26 protein-coding genes and 1 other annotated feature (1 of these 27 running past the window's edge) are annotated in these 19566 nt (G+C 35.7%); of the genes, 15 read left to right on the top strand and 11 right to left on the bottom strand.

Annotated features, from left to right (window positions below; all coding sequences use genetic code 11):
* Window positions 1-151: a binding site (T-box leader), on the bottom strand (it extends 62 nt beyond the left edge of the window).
* A 147-nt stretch (window positions 152-298) separates the two neighbouring features.
* Window positions 299-1312, bottom strand: a complete 1014-nt coding sequence (locus ABC382_RS05045) for a DUF1835 domain-containing protein (RefSeq protein ID WP_412926635.1) — start codon at window positions 1310-1312, stop codon at window positions 299-301.
* An 880-nt stretch (window positions 1313-2192) separates the two neighbouring features.
* On the opposite strand from ABC382_RS05045, the gene ABC382_RS05040 reads away from it, so the two are divergent.
* From ABC382_RS05040 to ABC382_RS05030, 3 genes are all read left to right on the top strand, one after another.
* Window positions 2193-2585, top strand: coding sequence for a topoisomerase (locus ABC382_RS05040; protein WP_341386107.1), 393 nt, complete (start codon window positions 2193-2195; stop codon window positions 2583-2585).
* 404 nt (window positions 2586-2989) lie between these two features.
* Window positions 2990-3862: an SDR family oxidoreductase gene (locus ABC382_RS05035; protein ID WP_412926634.1), complete on the top strand. Its 873-nt coding sequence runs from the start codon at window positions 2990-2992 to the stop codon at window positions 3860-3862.
* Window positions 3863-3986: 124 nt separating this feature from the next.
* Window positions 3987-4436: a DUF1569 domain-containing protein gene (locus tag ABC382_RS05030; RefSeq protein ID WP_341386109.1), complete on the top strand. Its 450-nt coding sequence runs from the start codon at window positions 3987-3989 to the stop codon at window positions 4434-4436.
* Window positions 4437-4530: 94 nt separating this feature from the next.
* Here ABC382_RS05030 and ABC382_RS05025 read toward each other — a convergent pair whose 3' ends face one another.
* From ABC382_RS05025 to ABC382_RS05005, 5 genes are all read right to left on the bottom strand, one after another.
* Window positions 4531-5022, bottom strand: a complete 492-nt coding sequence (locus ABC382_RS05025) for a DUF2798 domain-containing protein (RefSeq protein WP_322610967.1) — start codon at window positions 5020-5022, stop codon at window positions 4531-4533.
* Window positions 5023-5166: 144 nt separating this feature from the next.
* Window positions 5167-5814 carry a pentapeptide repeat-containing protein gene (locus tag ABC382_RS05020; protein ID WP_407135946.1) on the bottom strand — a complete coding sequence of 216 codons (648 nt, stop codon included), beginning with the start codon at window positions 5812-5814 and terminating at the stop codon, window positions 5167-5169.
* 96 nt (window positions 5815-5910) lie between these two features.
* Window positions 5911-6858 carry a bile acid:sodium symporter family protein gene (locus ABC382_RS05015; protein ID WP_412926633.1) on the bottom strand — a complete coding sequence of 316 codons (948 nt, stop codon included), beginning with the start codon at window positions 6856-6858 and terminating at the stop codon, window positions 5911-5913.
* Between the two features lie 127 nt (window positions 6859-6985).
* Window positions 6986-7177, bottom strand: a complete 192-nt coding sequence (locus tag ABC382_RS05010; RefSeq protein ID WP_274796950.1) for a hypothetical protein — start codon at window positions 7175-7177, stop codon at window positions 6986-6988.
* A gap of 40 nt (window positions 7178-7217) precedes the next feature.
* Window positions 7218-7751 (bottom strand): HXXEE domain-containing protein, encoded by a 534-nt coding sequence (locus tag ABC382_RS05005; RefSeq protein WP_412926632.1) that lies wholly within the window; start codon window positions 7749-7751, stop codon window positions 7218-7220.
* Window positions 7752-8411: 660 nt separating this feature from the next.
* On the opposite strand from ABC382_RS05005, the gene ABC382_RS05000 reads away from it, so the two are divergent.
* Window positions 8412-10184, top strand: coding sequence for an oleate hydratase (locus ABC382_RS05000; protein ID WP_322610963.1), 1773 nt, complete (start codon window positions 8412-8414; stop codon window positions 10182-10184).
* A gap of 200 nt (window positions 10185-10384) precedes the next feature.
* Here the strand turns inward: ABC382_RS05000 and ABC382_RS04995 are convergent, their stop codons facing one another.
* A complete protein-coding gene (locus tag ABC382_RS04995) occupies window positions 10385-10846 on the bottom strand; it encodes a GNAT family N-acetyltransferase (RefSeq protein WP_274796954.1) in 462 nt (153 codons plus the stop codon).
* Window positions 10847-10925: 79 nt separating this feature from the next.
* On the opposite strand from ABC382_RS04995, the gene ABC382_RS04990 reads away from it, so the two are divergent.
* Together ABC382_RS04990 and ABC382_RS04985 are read left to right on the top strand one after the other, a co-directional pair.
* Window positions 10926-11321: a pyrimidine dimer DNA glycosylase/endonuclease V gene (locus ABC382_RS04990; protein ID WP_412926631.1), complete on the top strand. Its 396-nt coding sequence runs from the start codon at window positions 10926-10928 to the stop codon at window positions 11319-11321.
* Between the two features lie 15 nt (window positions 11322-11336).
* Window positions 11337-11957, top strand: coding sequence for an HAD family hydrolase (locus tag ABC382_RS04985; RefSeq protein WP_412926630.1), 621 nt, complete (start codon window positions 11337-11339; stop codon window positions 11955-11957).
* A gap of 603 nt (window positions 11958-12560) precedes the next feature.
* On the opposite strand, the gene ABC382_RS04980 is transcribed toward ABC382_RS04985, so the two are convergent.
* Window positions 12561-13004 (bottom strand): NlpC/P60 family protein, encoded by a 444-nt coding sequence (locus tag ABC382_RS04980; RefSeq protein WP_322610959.1) that lies wholly within the window; start codon window positions 13002-13004, stop codon window positions 12561-12563.
* A gap of 565 nt (window positions 13005-13569) precedes the next feature.
* On the bottom strand, window positions 13570-13719 hold the full coding sequence (locus ABC382_RS04975; protein ID WP_274796962.1) for a YjcZ family sporulation protein: 150 nt from the start codon (window positions 13717-13719) through the stop codon (window positions 13570-13572).
* A 202-nt stretch (window positions 13720-13921) separates the two neighbouring features.
* On the opposite strand from ABC382_RS04975, the gene ABC382_RS04970 reads away from it, so the two are divergent.
* The 4 genes from ABC382_RS04970 to ABC382_RS04955 all read left to right on the top strand — a co-directional run bounded on the left by ABC382_RS04970 (window position 13922) and on the right by ABC382_RS04955 (window position 15676).
* The gene (locus ABC382_RS04970; RefSeq protein ID WP_322610957.1) at window positions 13922-14257 is read left to right on the top strand and encodes a hypothetical protein; all 336 of its coding nucleotides are present in this window, start codon (window positions 13922-13924) and stop codon (window positions 14255-14257) included.
* 16 nt (window positions 14258-14273) lie between these two features.
* Window positions 14274-14684, top strand: coding sequence for a hypothetical protein (locus ABC382_RS04965; protein WP_322610956.1), 411 nt, complete (start codon window positions 14274-14276; stop codon window positions 14682-14684).
* A 124-nt stretch (window positions 14685-14808) separates the two neighbouring features.
* Window positions 14809-15099 carry an RNA polymerase alpha subunit C-terminal domain-containing protein gene (locus ABC382_RS04960; RefSeq protein WP_322610955.1) on the top strand — a complete coding sequence of 97 codons (291 nt, stop codon included), beginning with the start codon at window positions 14809-14811 and terminating at the stop codon, window positions 15097-15099.
* A gap of 16 nt (window positions 15100-15115) precedes the next feature.
* Complete coding sequence (locus tag ABC382_RS04955; protein ID WP_312506067.1) at window positions 15116-15676, top strand: DUF4256 domain-containing protein; 561 nt, start codon at window positions 15116-15118, stop codon at window positions 15674-15676.
* A 65-nt stretch (window positions 15677-15741) separates the two neighbouring features.
* On the opposite strand, the gene ABC382_RS04950 is transcribed toward ABC382_RS04955, so the two are convergent.
* Window positions 15742-16218 (bottom strand): hypothetical protein, encoded by a 477-nt coding sequence (locus ABC382_RS04950; protein WP_322610954.1) that lies wholly within the window; start codon window positions 16216-16218, stop codon window positions 15742-15744.
* A gap of 109 nt (window positions 16219-16327) precedes the next feature.
* Window positions 16328-16693: a hypothetical protein gene (locus ABC382_RS04945; protein WP_322610953.1), complete on the bottom strand. Its 366-nt coding sequence runs from the start codon at window positions 16691-16693 to the stop codon at window positions 16328-16330.
* Window positions 16694-16931: 238 nt separating this feature from the next.
* Here ABC382_RS04945 and ABC382_RS04940 point away from each other — a divergent pair, with 238 nt between their 5' ends.
* The 5 genes from ABC382_RS04940 to ABC382_RS04920 all read left to right on the top strand — a co-directional run bounded on the left by ABC382_RS04940 (window position 16932) and on the right by ABC382_RS04920 (window position 19564).
* Entirely contained in the window at window positions 16932-17165 is a 234-nt protein-coding gene (locus ABC382_RS04940) for a DUF3953 domain-containing protein (protein WP_322610952.1), read from the top strand.
* A 35-nt stretch (window positions 17166-17200) separates the two neighbouring features.
* On the top strand, window positions 17201-17632 hold the full coding sequence (locus tag ABC382_RS04935; RefSeq protein WP_322610951.1) for a hypothetical protein: 432 nt from the start codon (window positions 17201-17203) through the stop codon (window positions 17630-17632).
* Window positions 17633-17733: 101 nt separating this feature from the next.
* Window positions 17734-18165 carry a BrxA/BrxB family bacilliredoxin gene (locus ABC382_RS04930; RefSeq protein ID WP_312506059.1) on the top strand — a complete coding sequence of 144 codons (432 nt, stop codon included), beginning with the start codon at window positions 17734-17736 and terminating at the stop codon, window positions 18163-18165.
* On the top strand, window positions 18153-18941 hold the full coding sequence (locus ABC382_RS04925) for a class I SAM-dependent methyltransferase (RefSeq protein WP_322610950.1): 789 nt from the start codon (window positions 18153-18155) through the stop codon (window positions 18939-18941). The genes ABC382_RS04930 and ABC382_RS04925 overlap by 13 nt, the downstream gene beginning before the upstream one ends.
* 62 nt (window positions 18942-19003) lie before the next feature.
* Entirely contained in the window at window positions 19004-19564 is a 561-nt protein-coding gene (locus ABC382_RS04920; RefSeq protein WP_322610949.1) for a hypothetical protein, read from the top strand.
* Window positions 19565-19566: the final 2 nt, after the last annotated feature.

The following is a 19566-nucleotide window of genomic DNA, read 5'->3' as shown; positions in this document are numbered from 1 at the left end:
GCTTTTAACGGTTGCAAACCGTCTATCCTTACTTATTTCAGGATAACACTCACAGATGTCTTTCAATCATTGTTTAACACAATCTTTTCAGCTACCGATTGCTCTCTTTCGTTAAAGGGAATGACATACTTATTCTGTTCTTCGTTTTTTAAATATTTGAAATTTATTATAGTCATACTTTTTTGTATTTTCAATAAAATTATTGGATTTTGCTAATAAATTTTTTAATGTGACCCCCAAATAGGGACCTTATTGTAGAAAAGTCCCTATAGTTCAAGTGGATTTTTTCACAAACTAGTCACCTTAGTTTCACACTATAATACCTCATTGCTTTAGGAATTCCCTTAATTTCAAAAACTCCTTTATAGATTAGGCTTCTCACTCTATATTCTATAAAAACATCGCCTAATTGATTGTGCTGTCCATAAACTTCCCCGATTAACCTTGCAGATTTCATAAAGTCTTTTTCACTTTGCTTAGCATGCAAATGTTGGGCCGTATTGACAATAAAATCATCCAAGTAATCTTCATTCACCGTGTTAATTTTGTTATTTTCCCAAACCCTCACCAAACCTTTTGATTCGGCTAATGCAATCCATTCATTTTCCAATTGTTTTCTAGCCTCATCACTTAAAGGGACAGATAATTTTTCTTGATAGATTTTGTTTAATTGTTCACCGGTTACTTCGCCCGTATGGATATCCAAACACCCATATTCAGGTGTGTTAAATAGTTCCTGAAAAGCAAAAGTAGTGTTAATCACGTAAACCTTATTCTTTTTTTCTTTGAGCAAGTATAAAAGATAGCGTAAGCCAGTTTGCTCATTTGCATTTTCAGCAGTCCATATAACAATAGGGATCTCATTGTTTAAACCATCTATTTCTGCAAGCGTTTTTGAAAATCTATTTTCGTACTCTTCCTCAAGATAGTCATCGGAATAATTAAGATGGTCCTTCAACCACCCATGTCGGTACTTACGACCAACCTCTTGGTGAAGTGCCCAAATTGGACCAACAGCAAAGAAATCAGGAAATCCGATTATTTTATTCTCACGCCCTAATCCTACACGTAAAGAACCAGCAGGAGATTCGCCAAACACTATATGAACTGTTGAATAATCTCCTTCAACATGATTTCTATTTTGTACAACTTCGAAAAATAAATTGGATAAAGAGTTTAATTGTTCTAAAATCTCTTCTGGTGAATTTTTTGCTTCTTGCATCATTTTTATTCGCAACATCATGCTTAATAAAAGGTTCTTTGCTTCGCTACCGCTTAAATCTTTTATTGATTTATGTATCTCTTCTAACACTAAAATTCACCTCGTTATTTATTGTTTCTTTGCGACCTACAAGATGCTCAACAGGCTGAGCAATAGGCACCGCTTCAACTAAAATATTAGCAATATTTTTAGCACCAGCTTTTGAAATAGTAAAGCATAGTTCATCTTCTTCTATCCACTGGTTTAAGGGCTATCCTTCACTTTCAGGGTTCTATCCCTCGCTTTGAGCATTTTATCCACCACTTTTTGATGGTTATCCCTCAATTCAGGGTTTCTATCCACTGGTTTAAGGACTATCCTTCACTTTCAGGGTTCTATCCCTCGCTTTGAGCATTTTATCCACCACTTTTTGATGGTTATCCTTCAATTCAGGGTTTCTATCCACTGGTTTAAGGGCTATCCCTCGCTTTGAGCATTTTATCCACCACTTTTTGATGGTTATCCTTCAATTCAGGGTTTCTATCCACTGGTTTAAGGGCTATCCTTCACTTTGAGCATTTTATCCACCACTTTTTGATGGTTATCCTTCAATTCCAAGGTTCTATCCGCCAATAATAAGGTAGGGTACAATTGAACCCATTTCGCAACAGAGTGAGAACATAACTTTTTAAATGCACTTTTATATTTTACATGATTCTGGAATAAAAAAACAATTTTCCTAAACATGAGGCAGAGTTTCTCACCTTGAAAGCCTACGTTTAAGTCAAAAGTACATTAATTATAATTTATCTTAATTAAACGCCGCATTTTTTAGAAAGGATTTGTCCTTTTTTATTTTGATTCAAATTTATGGAGTAACATCTATTAAGGCTTCTAAAGAGTACGAATAGTTTTATAATTTTTGGAACCTTTGTTATTTTTTGCGTCAAACTTGCGAGATATATCATTGATTTTGAAAGGGGAAATAGGAGTGTTAAAAAAGGCAATCATTTCAGGGGTTTTATTTAGTTCAATTATGTTGGTTGGCTGTAATGGAGAATCAGAAGTCGAAGTGATAGATATTTCTGAAAATAATGAAAATGATGCAAATTTATCACCAGAATCAAGTTTTTTTTCAGAAGTACATAATGAAATAATGGGATCTATTCCAGAACAAACAAATCTTAATAGCGAGTCAATAGGTGCAATAATGGTCGATGGTAATTTTAAAGATTTGACTGTATCCGTAAGTTTTCCGAAGGATGTAAAAGTTGCTGATACGTTAATTCAACAAATTGTGGAGGATTCTATAAAGAAAGTTTCTGAAAAAGAAAAGGTCACAATAAGCAAAGAACATATAACAATAAAAATTGAGAAATACTAACGGAAAATTTCTTAAATTAATCAAAATACTATTTTACATATCATGGTAAAGTGATATACTTGAATTAACTTTTATGAATGGAGGCTTCCGAATGATTGATATCCTATCTTTGAATCGTTAATTTTATACGTTCAAAGGCTCTGCTTATGCTCAGAGATAATAGGATAGATCTGTCTTTTTACGGAAACCCTTCGTGATACGGTTTTATACCAGGGGACATTGTCTCTGCTTTTTCTATTTGTTTTTTAGAAAAAGTGTCATAAAGATGGATCCAATTGAATCATTCTATATGTTTGGAGCATGGGCAGATTGCCTATGCTTTTTATTTTTTCGATTTTGTTTTCTTATAATAATTGGAATTAATTGCTGCCTAACAAAATAGGATGAAGCGGAGGAGATTCTTAATGACAGGAAATCATATTAAAACGGCACGAGTTTGGTTTATTACCGGTGCTAGTAGTGGATTGGGATATGAATTTACGAAAAGAGCTTTGGAGTTAGGGGATAAGGTAGTTGGAGTTGCTCGAAATATTGAAAAACTGAAGGAGTTACAAAGCCAATTTGAAGGAAGGTTGTTGCCCTTAAGACTTGATGTTACGAATAGAAGCGATGTTTTTGCTACAGTAAAAGAAGCTATTAAACATTTTGGACAAATTGATATTGTCATAAACAATGCAGGTAATATGACTTTAGGAATGATTGAAGAATTTAAGGAAGAAGAAGTAAGAAGTCAAATGGAAACGAACTTTTTTGGAGCAGTTTGGGTTTGCCAAGCAGTCATGCCTTACTTAAGGGGGCAAGGTTCAGGTCATATTATTCAAATATCTAGTATCGGTGGACTCATTACGGGCCCTATGTCGGGAGTTTACAGTGCTAGTAAATTTGCTTTAGAGGGATTGAGCGAGGCTTTAGCACAGGAAGCTGCTCATTTTGGAATAAAAGTAACGATAGTAGAACCTGGGGGATACTGGACGAATCTTTATTTAAAAATGGGCTTCACTACACAGAAACTAGAATATGATTCATTACGTGAGAAATTGGCTAAACAAAATGCAACAGAATCCGTTGATAGTGCTCCTAAGTTGGCGGCCGAAGCTATTGTGAAACTAGTTAATTGTGAAAATCCGCCTCTTCGATTAATTCTAGGAAGCGTTGTCTACGATTTAGCTATTGAAAATGCGGAAAAACGGATTGCCATATGGCAGGGTTGGGAATCAGTCAGTCGATCTGCGGAACATGCTATACCTGCACCAGATGGCTATGGAATGATCGAATAGAAAATAACGATGGATGGGCGTAATTCTACAATAAGAATTACGTCTATTTTATATAAAAAGTGACAATAAATTGGATTGTTATATAAAATAGATAGTGATTATTGGTTAAAGGGGATACGCACTCATGAAAAATATTTTTAATTCTATACATTCAGTAGAAGTATTAAAGCGTATTGATCAATTAACTCCAAATGCGCAACCACAATGGGGAAAAATGAATGTTGCACAAATGCTAGCGCATTGTTCGGCTTTTCAAGATATTGCCATGGGAAATTCCTTTCCACCAAGGGGGTGGCTAGGAATAATAGTAGGAAGGTTTGCGAAGCCAATTATGTACAATGACAAGACACTACCTCGTAATATGTCTACTATTCCAACGATTTTGATTGCAGATGTTAGAGATTTTGAACGAGAAAAAGAACAGCTTAAACAAAAAATAATCCTATTCCAAAATAACGGACCAGAGAAATGCACCACGCATCCTCATCCTTTTTTCGGTAAACTCACTTCTGAGCAATGGGGCATAGGAGTGTACAAGCACCTTGACCATCACCTTACACAGTTTGGGGTTTAAATAGGGGACAAATGGGCGAATATAGGTCAATTCAAAAGTAGCCAAAAGAATAAATTCTAAATAGCTACTTCGAATGTCGTATTATGGATCCTTTTTAATTTTTTAATACTAAGTTATTCGGAGTCTTTTTAATAAACTTCGTGAATATAAAACGTACAAGTGGGCCCATAACGATAAGTTGCAATGGGTATGCTACAATGAAATTTTTACCAAACACTGAGAGGTAATCCTTGATTATCGATTTGGAGGAAAAACCATTGTGAACATAACTTATGACTAAGCCGTATATGGACATGAAAAAGGCCATTCCAATAACCATACATGTGGAGATGGTTAAAACCTTAAAAGGCATATTATTCGTATTAGCTGTGAATCGAAAAGCTATTTTTTGTGCTACAGGTCCAACAAGGTACAAGTCAAGAATGATGGCAACCATAAACCCTAAAATAAAGTCAGTAATTCCTCCAAAGAAAGAAATTTGTCCAAATGTATCATTAAGGTAAAAATTATAAAGTGTCATAACAAGTACCATTCCAAAACACATTATTAAACCAAAATAGAGACTTTCTTTTCTAGTAGTGGGCATCTATTAACACTCCTTTCTGTTACTTTAGTTAGTATATAGATTTGAAAAATGCCTCGTAAGTGACAAAATTGTGACAGTTGAAAGGATGAATTAATTTTCTGCACCACTATACCTGCAATAATCTAGCACTGTAAAAAGGTTAAACTAGTATTTAACCTTCAATCCTAGTAATGAAGCAAAGCCTATCGCTTGTTCGGAAGAGACTTCACACCCGTTCAAACTTTCGGGCGTTACTTGCAGTCTTTTAAATGTACATGTACTTATGTCGATCCCTTTTAATGAAGTTTGAGAGAAATCGGCATCATTTAAATCACTTTCATGAAAGGCCACTTTATTGAGTAAACAATCATAAAAATTGGCACCTTGTAGCTTGGTGATATCGAATAGTACTTGTTTGAAACGTACTTCAGGGAAATTGCATAAGTTGGCAATACAATGTTCAAAAGATACATTGCCGAGGTTAGCTTCAGTAAAATTCAACCCCAATAGTTTACAGTTTTTAAAAACCACTCGATGGATGATACCTTCACTTAAGTTTGAGTTCGATAAATCACAGTTCTCAAAAATGACATCCGTTAAATCAATTTTTTTAAAGGTACAATTAATAAATGTGACATTTTTAAAGATAACTTTAGAGACGATTAATCGTTCAACATCTTCATGCTCAATGACAGTATCAGCGATCATGCAATTTGTTAAATAAGGTTCTTCCTCATAAAAAATATCCTGAAAATTTGCCTTTTCAAGATTTGTCGGTATTGTAGGTGATGTAATTTTGAAATTGTATGCCATATCAGCCCATCCTTTACATGTAATCTTAAACATTAGTATAAGGGCAAAGCGACAATAAAGACACCGTCTATATAACGGTGTCCTTATCGTAGATTATTAAACTAGTTCATTAGAAACTCTGTTTTTCATTACAATCTTACTAAAAACAGAAGCTAGTACTTGTTGGAATAGCATGCCAAAAACGACAGGCATGGCTACTTTACCTGGAAAATATGTTGTGGCAACAATAACGCCAACAGCAATATTTCTCATCCCTCCCGTATAGACAAAGGTAGCCATTTGTGAATAGTCTTTTAACATATAGCGACCAATGAGAAAGGCGAAGACATAGCCTGATACAGCAAGCATCAACACTAAAAGTATAACGAAAAATAGATGCACATTTATATCCTTTAGGTAGGGAGAAATGGCACTACTATTTATTAAAATAACTGCGAATAAACATAGCTTTGAAAAAGGAGCAAGCTTCTTGCCATATTTTTTAGGAATGTCTCCTTTTGAAAGTTCATTCACCACGATTCCTAAAATGGTAGGTAATACAATCATCCATAGTAAATTGAAGATCAGCGAGACTACATCCAATTCAATTTTTTCACCTGAAACGATATAGAGAATGAATGGCAGGATGAAAGGTGAAAGCAGCGTATCAATTAAAATAATAGACAAGCCTAATGGCATATTACCTTTGCAAATTGTAATCCAAATAACACTTGTGACGCCAGTAGGAAGGGCGACCGCTAAAACAAAGCCAACAGTCAGTAAATGGTCATCGAATAGAGTGGTGGATAAGAAATAAGCCAATAATGGCATGATTAGGTGAAGAAAAAGAATTGAAAGTAAAATGAGTACGGGATGCTTCATGAAAATTTTGACATCTTTGAATTTCATATTTAAGCTGCCAGAGAATGTCATGAACGCAAATAGCCAGGATACGAGGAATAATAATTGATGTCCAATGCTTTCTAGGAATACACCTAAAACTAAACTTAACGGTGTCAGGATTGCAATGTATTTTTGGAGAAATACATTTAGTTTTTCTAACATACAAAGACCTTCTTTTTTTATCTGATTTTATCACATTATTATAATATGAATCAGGACATAGTAGGAGTATTTACCGCAAAAAAGCAGAAGGTTTACTCCTACTTGTTGAAGGTCTAGATAAGACTCGCTAAGTATTTACATGTTTTTTATCCATTTCTTTAGTAAATGGAATCCATACAATGCCTACGATAAATAAAATATTACCTGTCCACCTAATCCATAAATAATAAGGATGGTCTTTTAACAAGTACAACGAGGTTAGGATAATAACCAACCCAATACCAATTAGCAATTTTAAAAAAATCGGAATTTTTGTCATTCTACTTCCTCCTTCCTTACTTTAAACGATAAAAATGTGTTTAGATAACTCTTTTTCCTAACCAATGAGCAGTAAAGACAATGGGGAAAAATAATAGGCAAAAAGGAAGGCTTATTAAAATTATATGCCACGTAATGATTCCGCTATTAAACAAAGATTTAAATAAAATAATACTATAGGGAATAATAATGATGGCTGATGTTATAGCTCCTGGGGTGATAGAGCGAAAGAATATCGATTGTCCGATATGGGTAAAAGCATGGATAAAGAAAACAAGTGTGACGGATGTGAAAAAATAGAAAGTAAGAGCTACCCCGTTTATGAAATATTGGTTAGCTAGAATGGTAGAGAGACTCACAAATAAAAAGATAAATAATACAGCAACAGCAAATTGAGCAGTGGTCATTGAAAATTGTTTTACCATTTTATCTGCTATTTTAGGGGGTAATCTTTCATACAGCTTATGACGATTATGATGTAACCATTTTTCTATCATAATAATTTCTTCAAAGTCATGGATAATAAATAAAATAGGAAACAACCAAATAAGTGTTTGGACATTCAACCAATCCATATGAATACTCTCTCCTTATCTCTATGCTGGAAGTGGCACTGAAAATACCATTTATATGTAATATGGGTTAATAATAACATACTGAAAACAGGAAAGTATAAAATATAAAATAGAGAGGTTGTTTGAATCTCAGAAATAAGGAATCGCAGGATGAAAATATGAGTGAAACAAACAAATAAACTAAACGAGGAACCCTTTACTTAGCAACTAGCAAAGAAGGGACGGTCGTTAATGATGTTCAAAGTACGCATGTTAAAATCGTGAAGAAGAAAGAGATAAAACGTCTAGTCACCAGGTGGAGGGGCAGATAGTCTTTGATAGCTAAGTTTACGGGTAAATTAGGTAATAAGAAATGGGGTAAACAGACAAACAAGGATGAAGGTAAAATGATTTTTCGGTATAATAATTATACATATCGAGTAGAAATAGGTTGGGCTCGTTTTTCCTTTTTAAGGTAGAGGCTATGGGAATTATTTCGGAAATTTATTGAATTGTTTGCTTTAATAAAAATACAAACACTTGCTATGTCCAATAAGAAGAGTAAGTAAATTAACGAACAACTTTCAAATTTGAATTTTTTGTTAATGATTAGCTCATTTTACCATTTTCCCGTTCATTCGTGATATCCTATATTAGAATAATAAATCAGGAGGCGGTAATATGTATTATAGCAATGGTAACTATGAAGCTTTCGCACGTCCTAAAAAACCTGAAGGGGTAGATGAAAAATCTGCGTATCTTATTGGTTCAGGACTAGCCTCGCTTTCAGCGGCATGCTTTTTAATTCGTGATGGCCAAATGAAAGGGGAAAATATTCATATTCTCGAGGAACTGGATATTTCAGGAGGTAGTCTTGATGGTATTCTTAATCCGACAAGAGGATTTATTATTCGTGGTGGTCGAGAAATGGAGGATCATTTTGAATGCTTGTGGGATTTATTCCGTTCCATTCCTTCCTTAGAAGTAGAAAATGCTTCGGTTTTAGATGAATTTTATTGGTTAAATAAAGAAGATCCTAACTATTCGAAATGTCGATTAATGAAAGATCGTGGACAAAGACTGCAGGATGATGGCAAGTTCACCTTATCGGATCAATCATCTGAAGAAATGATTAAATTATTCTTCACCCCTGAGGAAAAATTAGAGGACAAAAAAATTACAGACGTTTTTTCAGAGGATTTTTTTGAATCGAATTTTTGGCTTTATTGGTCCACGATGTTTGCGTTTGAAAAATGGCATTCTGCTATGGAAATGCGTCGTTATATTATGCGTTTCATCCATCATATTGGGGGATTACCAGATTTATCAGCATTGAAATTTACAAAGTTTAATCAGTATGAATCTTTAGTACTGCCAATGATTAAATACTTAGAAAGTCATGATGTTGATTTCCAATATAATACGGTTGTCGAAAATGTCTTGGTTGATAAAGTGGGAGACAAAAAAGTAGCTCATACGCTCGTTTTAAGAAAAGATGGCGTGAAAAAGAATATTGAGCTGACAGAAAATGAATTAGTGTTTGTGACAAATGGTAGTATTACAGAGAGTACAACTTACGGTGACAATAATACACCAGCACCTAAAAGCACTAATTTAGGTGGCAGCTGGTCACTTTGGAAAAACATCGCTGCACAAGATAGTGAGTTTGGTCGACCAGAAAAATTCTGCGACAATCTTCCAGAAGAAAGTTGGTTTGTGTCAGCAACCCTGACTACATTGGATGATCGCGTAGCTCCATATATTGAAAAAATTAGTAAAAGAGATCCCTATGCTGGTAAGGTCGTAACAGGGGGGATTGTCACAGCGACAGATTCTAATTGGATGCTAAGCTATACATTGAACCGACAACCTCATTTTAAAAATCAACCAAAAGACCAATTAGTTGTTTGGATCTATGGTTTACTATCAAATAAGCCAGGTAATTTTATTAAAAAAAGCATTACGGAATGTACGGGAATAGAAATCGCACAAGAATGGCTTTACCATATGGGCGTACCGGTTGATGAAATTCCAGACCTCGCACAAAATTCTTGTAATACTATCCCATGTTATATGCCTTATATCACCTCTTACTTTATGCCAAGAGCAATGGGAGATCGTCCATTAGTTGTGCCGAAGGGATCTGCTAACTTAGCCTTCATTGGAAACTTTAGTGAAACAGCAAGAGACACTGTCTTTACTACGGAATATTCAGTAAGAACGGCGATGGAAGCGGTCTATCAATTATTAAATATTGACCGAGGCGTGCCAGAGGTATTTGCATCTGCTTTTGATATTCGTACCTTATTAGCTTCTACAGCTCGTTTGCTGGATGGTAAAAAATTAACGGATATTGATGCCCCATTCATTTTAAAACAAATTGGTAAATTGGGTATTCATAAAACAAAAGATACGATTATTTATGATCTACTGAAAGAAAGTAAATTAATCTAGTGATTTTGCAGAAAAATAGACAAAGCAGTTAAAAAGGCTTTGTCTATTTTTTAATTTGCTTATAGCCAATCTTTGACATAGGCGAGCAATCCGATAAAGGCTCCTAATCCCATGCCAATAAAGACAGGGACTATGAGGTTTGCTTTCTTTTGTACTTTTTTCGTTTCTACCATGGATATCCCTTCTTTCTCATCGTATAACTAACATTCTAAGCGCATCGTATGGTTCATATCCTTGAACCCATGTTTTTCATATAAGGCTTTAGCACCTTTATTTTCAGTCAATACATTTAACTCCAAATAATCCAAGTGACGATAGGCTGCCCATTTTTTCGCTTCTTCTAATAAAGCAGATCCAATTCCTTGATTTTTGTATGACTTGCCAACTATCACATCAACAATAAAGGCATATTTATGTTCAACCAAACAAGAGTAGGGCGGGGTCGTTGTTTCTTTAATAAGCAAGAAGCCTACTACCTCCTTCTCTACTGTTGCGATTAAAATATCGGAATCATCTTCAATGATCGTATATCTGATAAAGTTGGCATCTTGTTTGGCAGGTCTGATATATTTAGGTTGAAGAATGGACATTTCTAAAAAAAGCTCTTGGTATAAACGTTCAATTTGTGGAATTTCATCGAGAGTTGCCGTTTTTATTTCCATACTATCCCTCCGTCATGTTTTACTATTATAGTCAGTAATATTTTACATTAATGGTTGATTAATAGGAAGGGGAAGGCATATGAGATTATGGCATGTAGATTTACTAGCGTATTTACCAAAAGGTCAACTACTTTCGCAGTGGAGAGAGCTTAATAGTATCTTTGCTAAGGAGGATCGGCATATTCTCATTAATTATATTTATGACTATCCAAAAGATGACTTGTATTTGTATACAACAAAAGTCTTGGTGGAAATGAAAAACCGTGGTTATCAAATTAGAACATATGAAAAAATGAATAACTACTTTGATGGATTAGGACCAGTAAACGACGGGAAGCCTTTTTTGCATCATCATAATCAGGAATATCTAGAAATTTGTTTCTATAATTTAAAGGAGAAATTTATTCGAGGGCAAAAGGATTATGAAGAGGCATTGTATGAGCAATTATGTACGTATATTAATGACGTGCTATAAATAGGAGGGGTATAGATGGTAAAAGCGATTATTTTTGATGTAGACGGGACGATTTTAGATACTGAGCAGGCGATTTTACAATCATTGCAAAGAACCTTACTGGAGGAGACAGATCAACAGTATTCGTTGGAGGATTTACGCTTTGCATTGGGGATACCTGGGAAAGATACCCTACAAAGGCTTAATATCGACGACATTGATGAAGTTCATCGGAAGTGGTCTGCAGCTGTTCTTGATTTTTCACATGAGGTGACTGTTTTTGAAAAGTTAGAGGAAGTCATTCAACAATTAGCAGCAAAACCGCTTCTATTGGGCATTGTGACCTCTAAAACAGCTCAGGAGGTAACCGATGAATTTGATTCGTTTTGCTTAAGTCATTATTTCAAACATATTGTCAGTGCCAGTGATACGGAGAAGCATAAACCTCACCCAGAACCTCTTTTAAAATGCTTGGACGAATTACAGGTAGCACCAGAAGATGCCATCTATATTGGCGACTCTATCTATGATTTCCAATGCGCAAAGCAGGCAGGTGCTAAATTTGCCCTCGCCCTCTGGGGTGCCAAATCGGCAAATGGATTTGAAGAGGCTGATTACGTATTATATGAACCTAAGGATATTTTGACAATTATTTAAAAAGTAATTTTAGCGCAACACCTTAGAACGTTTTTTATCCAAATGCTTATTTAAAAAAAGGATAAACCTTTCTTGAGCCTGCTTTTTCTTCAGCATTCTATTCACACGAACATTGCTTTGAAGGTAGTTTCTCACATGATAATTCGAAAAAATAAGCTGCGATACTGATCTTGATGGTATATATTGTGAAACCATTCATACTGTTGCAGCCTTTCTACTTTTCGATCGATTTTTCTTGTATGTAAAGCGGACTGACCACTATAGCACCTGATAAAAAATCAAATAAATTTTCTAGCATAGATTTACTCCTGTAATTTCGAATACAACCTATAGTAATAGCTAGGGATGACATATTCAATAGGGGCACTCGCAAAAGTGCCCCTTAGTAACAAATCGGGAGGTATCATGTTAAACGTATTTCGCTTAACACTACTATTTATATGATAAGATTACTCGGTTTTGTAGACCATCGTCTTTAAAAAGCTAAAATTCCTCCTTGTTTCGAAAAATTTCTAGAAATGAAAAGGACATGTTTTGTTGAAGAATCATCAAAACATGCCCTTACATGTGAAATGGTAAGGCTGTATAATATTAATTTACTTTTTAATAAACTTTGCTTTGGAACCCTTCCATAATGCGTTCCATTGGTACCCACCCAATGAACTTTGGTTTATTCCAACCTGGTGCGGTCGATAACTTTTCTACTTCAAGGAAATGATCAATCCTTACCTTATCCCAAGCATGAATGATCTCGTCATTGCCAACAGATAATCCTACATGACCCCAATTTTTTCGCTCATCTTTAATGACACCAAAGCAATCGTAAAAAACAAAGGCTCCTTTCGGAGGTATTCCTGTTTGCATACTTGCTTCATATAAAACTGCAGATTCTTTTGCCGTATCGCCACCAAAAATTTCAATGTTATTACTTCTTTCTAAAGCATCCTCTACAAAAGCTAAACAAATGAAACAATATTCTTCAGAGTTTAAATGACTTTTAGCCCAATCAATTGCATTATTAATATACTCTTCATAATTTTTCTTCATTTAATTACTCCTTTAACATGTCGTTAAGGTACTGTATTCAACAAAAATGGCTTTATAACCTTCCAAATATTACAAAACATTTTGCGGTGTAACTAGTAAGGGGAATGACGAATGAATAAATTAATGGAATATTCCTGAAAATGTTAGAGGAAGTTTACGGAAAGAATAGTAGTGAGTTAGAAAAGGACTGGTTAGCATTTATTCAAAATCAACAAGGATTCACTTATGAGGAAAAATTAAAGTGGGGATTTTATGATATGAATACAATTCTTCTTCAAATAATCCAACATATTTTGCGAAGGACTAATATTTTTCTATAGCATTCAAGTAAACCCAAGTGCTCTTTATTTTGAGGACCTGGGTTTACTCTTGTATGAATTCGGATGAAATTGTTATGTACGAAATGAACGCCAAATACGGCTAATCCTCCATTCAATTATCGCATGCATGTTTGAATAGGAAAAGGGTCACTAGGCTGGTAAAGTGACCCTTATGAATTGGCTAGCATAACCTAACACGACTATTGATCGTGTAAAAGGGGATTTTAGGTGCTATTAGGGATGAATTAATACATGAAAGAAGCGCCGACAATAATTAAAAGAATGAATAATACTACGATTAAAACGAATGTTGAGCCGTAATATCCGCCGCCAGAGTCGCCGCCATAATAGCAGCTGTTGTTATTGTAGTTACCTACATTTCCACCGTATCCCATTGAAAATCCCTCCTTTCTACAACCTATCATATGTAAGGTTGCTGAAAGGAGAAATGTTATTAGACCCGATGCTTATTAAAAAAATTTTAGTGATGAAGCAATTTTAGAAATAAATTGACGTGATTTATTTTACTTAATTTTTTATTTTTTACATAATTAGAGTGGTGTGTCGTTAAAGAATGAAAAAGAAAGCGGGAGGAAAATGCTGCGTGACAAGCTAAAACAAAGAATAAGTAATGAACCAACAGAATGTATTTCTTATTTAAAAGAATTGGTGAAGTCAAACCGAGTTTATGATGGGGAAGCATTGGAAATCTTCATATACGTTATTAAAAATGGGCCAGAACAATTAACAAACATCCAATGGGATATTCTTTTAGATAAGGGCTTACTACCTGATTTTTATGTAGAATGCGATCGCTGTGAAGACGCGATCCAGTGGTCAGATATGTATCAGGCGATTTTTATTAAGAAAGATCACTGTTGTCCTTTTTGCAGTTATTTAGTTCATAAAAAGAATGTGAGGTTATTAGACTAAGAGGGGAGATCCACTAATGAAAGGATTATTGGCAATAGGTGAAGGAATATTCTTTTTTTATGTGCTGATTTGTCTATTAGTGTTAAACATGATCCATTTTGGCAATATTTTATTTGTCGATATGCCATACGAAGAACCAATGACTGTAACTTCATCTTCACCTACAGCTTTCTTGTTCTTGTTTGGACTAGGTGGTGTTTGTTTCTTGTACATAAGGTATTTCATGGGACGAAGCGGATATAGACGATTGAAGATTGTCTTGTGGGGGTCACTATTCGCTTTCAATACTTTTGGAAGTGGCTTTAGCCTCTTAATGAGCTACGGATTAATGCTCAATCACCGTGAAGCAATCTACCTCATATTGGCAACAATAATGAGTTTGGTGCTCACTATACAGGCTATTATGAAATATTATGAATGGAAGTAAAAGAACGATTATAGGTTTAGGGAGCCTTACGAAGCAAAAAGCAATTTTTATTTAATATGCCTAAGTCCTTCTACAATCCAATAGGAGAAATATGTTAAAATAAACAAAACACAAGTTTGGAGGGATGAGGTTGGTAGAAAAAAAGCGAAGGGTTTGTGAAAAGGGACATACGTTTTTCAAAAGCACGGATTGTCCAAGCTGCCCTACCTGTGATAAAGAAAATAAACCAAGTAGCGGCTTCCTTTCAAAACTTAGTTCACCTGCAAGAAATGCTTTAGTTCACAAAGGCATTGACACGTTACAAAAACTATCGCTCTATACAGAAAAAGAAATACTAAACATCCATGGTATTGGACCAGCCTCATTACCGATATTAAGATCTTCATTAGAGGAAGAAGGACTATCATTTAAATAAGTTAGGGGAGACAACGATGACCAATAAGGAATTGACACATGAACAACAAGAGGAACTCATCAAAACATTAAAAGCTCGTTTTGAGAAAAATAATGAACGCCATGAAGGCATTGATTGGGCAAGTGTACAAGCTAAACTTGACGCAAATCCAGAAAAATTGTGGTCACTTCATGAAATGGAAGCAACTGGTGGTGAACCAGATGTTGTTGGCTATGATGCAAAGACAGACGAATATATTTTCTATGATTGTTCAGCAGAAAGTCCTAAAGGTCGAAGAAGTGTATGCTACGACAGAGAAGCATGGGAAGCAAGAAAAAATCACAAACCAGAAAATACTGCAATGGACATGGCGAAGGACATGGGCATTGAACTGTTAACGGAAGAGCAATATCGCGAGTTACAACAGCTTGGGAAATTCGATTTGAAAACATCAAGCTGGGTACAAACACCAGAAAACATCAGAAAACTCGGTGGTGCCATTTTCTGTGACCGCCGCTATGACACGATTTTCATGTATCATAATGGAGCAGAATCCTACTATGCCGCAAGAGGTTTCCGTGGCTCCTTAAGAGTTTGACGTTCATAGTAAGGTAGGGAAACCTAATTTGTGAGGGTTTCCCTTTTGTTATTAAGTAACAAATTCTATAATTGAACCCTATTATTTTTAGATTGGATGATATAGTTGTTATTTGATTCACACTTGTAGTGTCCTATATAAAATTCGTTCAAGTTTAGTAAATCCTCGAAGTCTTTTGGAATAAGACAGTTCCAGTTTATATTGGCTATTTTCAGTGGAAAATTATCCTCATTAGGATTAGGCGTATGAATATAAATTGAATCCAAGCCAGCATCTTCATCAACTAACTCAATCCATGATTGATATGGTTTCTCAAGTGTTCCGTGCTTATCTAACAAACTTTGATATAAGGCAATTTGTGCTTTAATATGTTCTCTTCGAACCTTCACACTTTGATTCCCAAGCCCAAATAAATCAAGATGGATGTGCCACATATCAAACCATCCTTCTTTGCCAAAGTCTATATCATATTGCTCTGCTGATGTTTCTCGCCATAAGTGACGGAAATAACGCTTTTTGCCTCGAAACTTTTTCAATATCATTTGCCTCCATCTTTAAAAGTTCTTTACGAATGCCCTGTGCTTACTTTTTAAAAAAGCCGATCTCCAAATTGAAAATCGGCATTTGCTAACAGTTCACCACTTCCTAATATCAACTATTCGGAATTTTCTCTTTATACTTTAAAGACAGAAGGTGTAGAGAATAGTTTGCGATTACTTCGGTATTAATTAACTCATTCAAGATGGTTTCAATTGCATGAATATGTTCATTAATAAGATTGATTTCTTTTATATACATTGAATCAATCGCTACTTCTTTTAACGTCTTGAACACCACTTTTTGCTCATCAAATACATAAACCAATTCGAATTTGGAGTTGAGTATTAAGGTGGTTATTTCAGGGAAAATGACTCGATCTTTTAAAATAGTAATAATACACTCTACTGATTTAACTCCTTCAATTAGTTGTAATGCTGAAAAAATCTCACATAATTGCTCTTCAAAATCGATGTTCATCAAAATCCCCCATTAATCAAAAATCCTTTTGATAATATCATTTTTTCAGAAAAATTTTAATCGTTAATATTTTCCTTTAACTATTATGGGAGTACGAGTAGAATAACGTTTTGAGAATCGTTCTTAATTATTTAAATAAAATAAAACCTGTCAGAAAATGTAGTAACAAATAAAGGTAATTTAAATCATTTCCGTTCATGTTTGGTGTATGATTAAGAAAAGAGGAGGGTGGAAAGTTATGCTAAAAATATTACAAATTGTTTTTTCCATCATCGGTATTTCTCTCGCAGCTTACGGACTCATCATACGGGATTACCAGCTGAATTTTTTAATGTTCTTTTTCCTTGGCTTATCCATGTTAACTTCAGGCATTCAAGAATTCCAAAGAGGGAAAAAGGTTTATGGATGCTTCCTCAGCGGGGTGTTTTTATTTTCAATGTATGCGTCTATTCAAAGCTTTTTATGGATGTAGTTACTATTTGAGTCCGATGGAAAGGGGCAGGTTGAATGATTGAAATAATTTATGATTTAAATGTACTTGAAGGTTCGTGTTATTTAGAGATTTTACCTGATACATACAAAGGTAAATGCTGGAATACTTCTTCCATTTTCTTTGCCGAAGACAACTTTGGCTACATATTGCCTGCTATTGAGAAGTGCTACAAGAAGTTTGATTACTTTGCTTTCAATGAAATAGAGATTGAGATTTGGGGCCAGATTAATAAGGAACTAGAAAAAATGAAACAGGTCCTACAAAGTAATCCCAACCCTCAATCATTAAAAGATACAATCGGCTTTCTATATGACTATTCTGAGAAAGAGTTTAGAGAAAACTATGATATCAACATCAAACAACTTATCTCGATGATGACAGAATTTAAAACGTGGATCGAGGAAAAAAGTTCAACAACGAAGTTCATTTCTGTATTAGGGATATGATAGATTTCAAGTGCTTTTTAGCCAAAAAGCATGTTTTTGTACATTCACACAAAACCTTGCTATAATAAGCTTTGCGAATACATAGGAAAGAGGGTAAAAGCATGAATGCTTATGATGAATATATGAAGCAGGTAGTAAAGCCGATGCGTGAGGAGCTTGTGGAGGCTGGATTTACGGAGCTAACGACTGCTGATGCGGTGAATGAATTTATGGCAGAAACGAAGGGGACTTCGTTAGTGGTGATTAACTCAGTATGCGGTTGTGCAGCAGGACTTGCTCGTCCGGCAGCGCGTGAGGCGATTGCAGCGGTGAAGCCAGACAATTTAGTGACGGTATTTGCAGGGCAAGACCCAGAAGCAACTGCGGCAATGCGTGCTTATTTTGAAGATGTGCCACCTAGCTCACCTTCTATGGCGATTTTAAAGGATGGGCAATTGGCTTACTTTATTCCACGTGAACAAATTGAAGGCTTCCCTGTGGAGCAAATTGTTTCTCATTTAACTGGCGTGTTAGAGCAAACATGCGAGAACTAAAAACGATAGTGACGACAGCGGGCAGACCAGACGAGGTATCGATGGCGCTCGCTGCTTTTGCATGTCAAGAATTAGGCGCTACATTTGAGCCAAGAAAGAAGCGATCTATTCACAAGATGTCACAGGCATTGCAGGCCCATTTGATGGTGGCGGGGAAAAATCGTTATGACTATTATGCCTATGGGGCACAGGAGCCATTTTTCTTTCATCCCAATTCTGCGGCGTTTCGTTTAAAGCGCGTTGCACGTGGTGAGACAGAGCCTTTTTTGGAAGCGGCACAGCTTCAACAGGGTGATTCGGTGTTGGATTGTACGCTAGGGCTAGCGGCGGATGCCATGCTAGCAGCTTATACAGTGGGGGAAGCAGGTCGTGTAGTGGGACTAGAGGCGAATCCAAATGTAGCGTTTATTGTTAGACAAGGGATGCAAGCCTATGATACGGCTGAGTTACCATTAACTGCCTGCATGCGACAAATTGAGGTCATTCAGTCAGAGGCTATTCATTATTTAAAAACCTTACCAGACAATGCGTTTGACGTAGTCTATATGGACCCGATGTTTGAAGAGATTATTGAAGAGGCTAATAATTTCCAAGCACTACGGCAAGCAGGAGAACATGTCACATTAACAGATGAATGGGTCCATGAAGCCAAGCGTGTGGCGAAAAAGCGTGTCGTGTTAAAGGCGCATTTTCGTTCGGAATGGTTTGCGATCTATGGTTTTCAGCAATATGAACGGATCACCGCTAAATTTCATTATGGTGTTTTAAACGTATAGAGACTTGTTCTTGAGACAGGTCTCTATTTATTATATCGTTAGAGAAAAGAGGCTGGAATAATATGGTGAACAATGAAATAAGAACCCCATTTGAATTAGATTTGCTGGCAAAAGCACAGGCTTTGAAAGGCACGAAACCTCCAAGTCCCTGGATACATGAAACCATCGTCCCAGCGAATGGTGTCCTGGCTTGTGGGTGGGATCCTGATGAAAACATCGTACTCATTAGTGGATCAGGCTATAGTGTCACAGAGCCTATAACAGGTCGTCGCCTTACTAGAGAACGAGATGCAGATTGTACAGACGACAGCATAAGTGATGACCGTTTAACGTTTCAGCTGCCAATATCTAAGCAACCGATACCTATTTTTGGCTTTGAAGCAGGAGATGGGATCCATATGACAACAGATGGCTGGCATGTGGAGGTCATTTATCCTTGGTGGCCCCGTGCTACGGTAGTGCTTGATCATCTTTATACGACACATTATGAATATTTAAAAAATGCAACGGCTATTGATGTACAGCGATTAGATGGTGTAATTAAATGTGGCTTCTCTCCATCCGGCAAACATTTACTAATCATGGGCTCAGGCGGTGCCTTGATTTATTCAAGAAAGGAATGAGA

Origin of the sequence: Lysinibacillus phoenicis (assembly GCF_047238325.1) — a bacterium.
GTDB classification, from domain to species: Bacteria; Bacillota; Bacilli; order Bacillales_A; family Planococcaceae; genus Lysinibacillus; species Lysinibacillus irui.
This window is presented reverse-complemented; position numbering and strand designations above follow the sequence as displayed.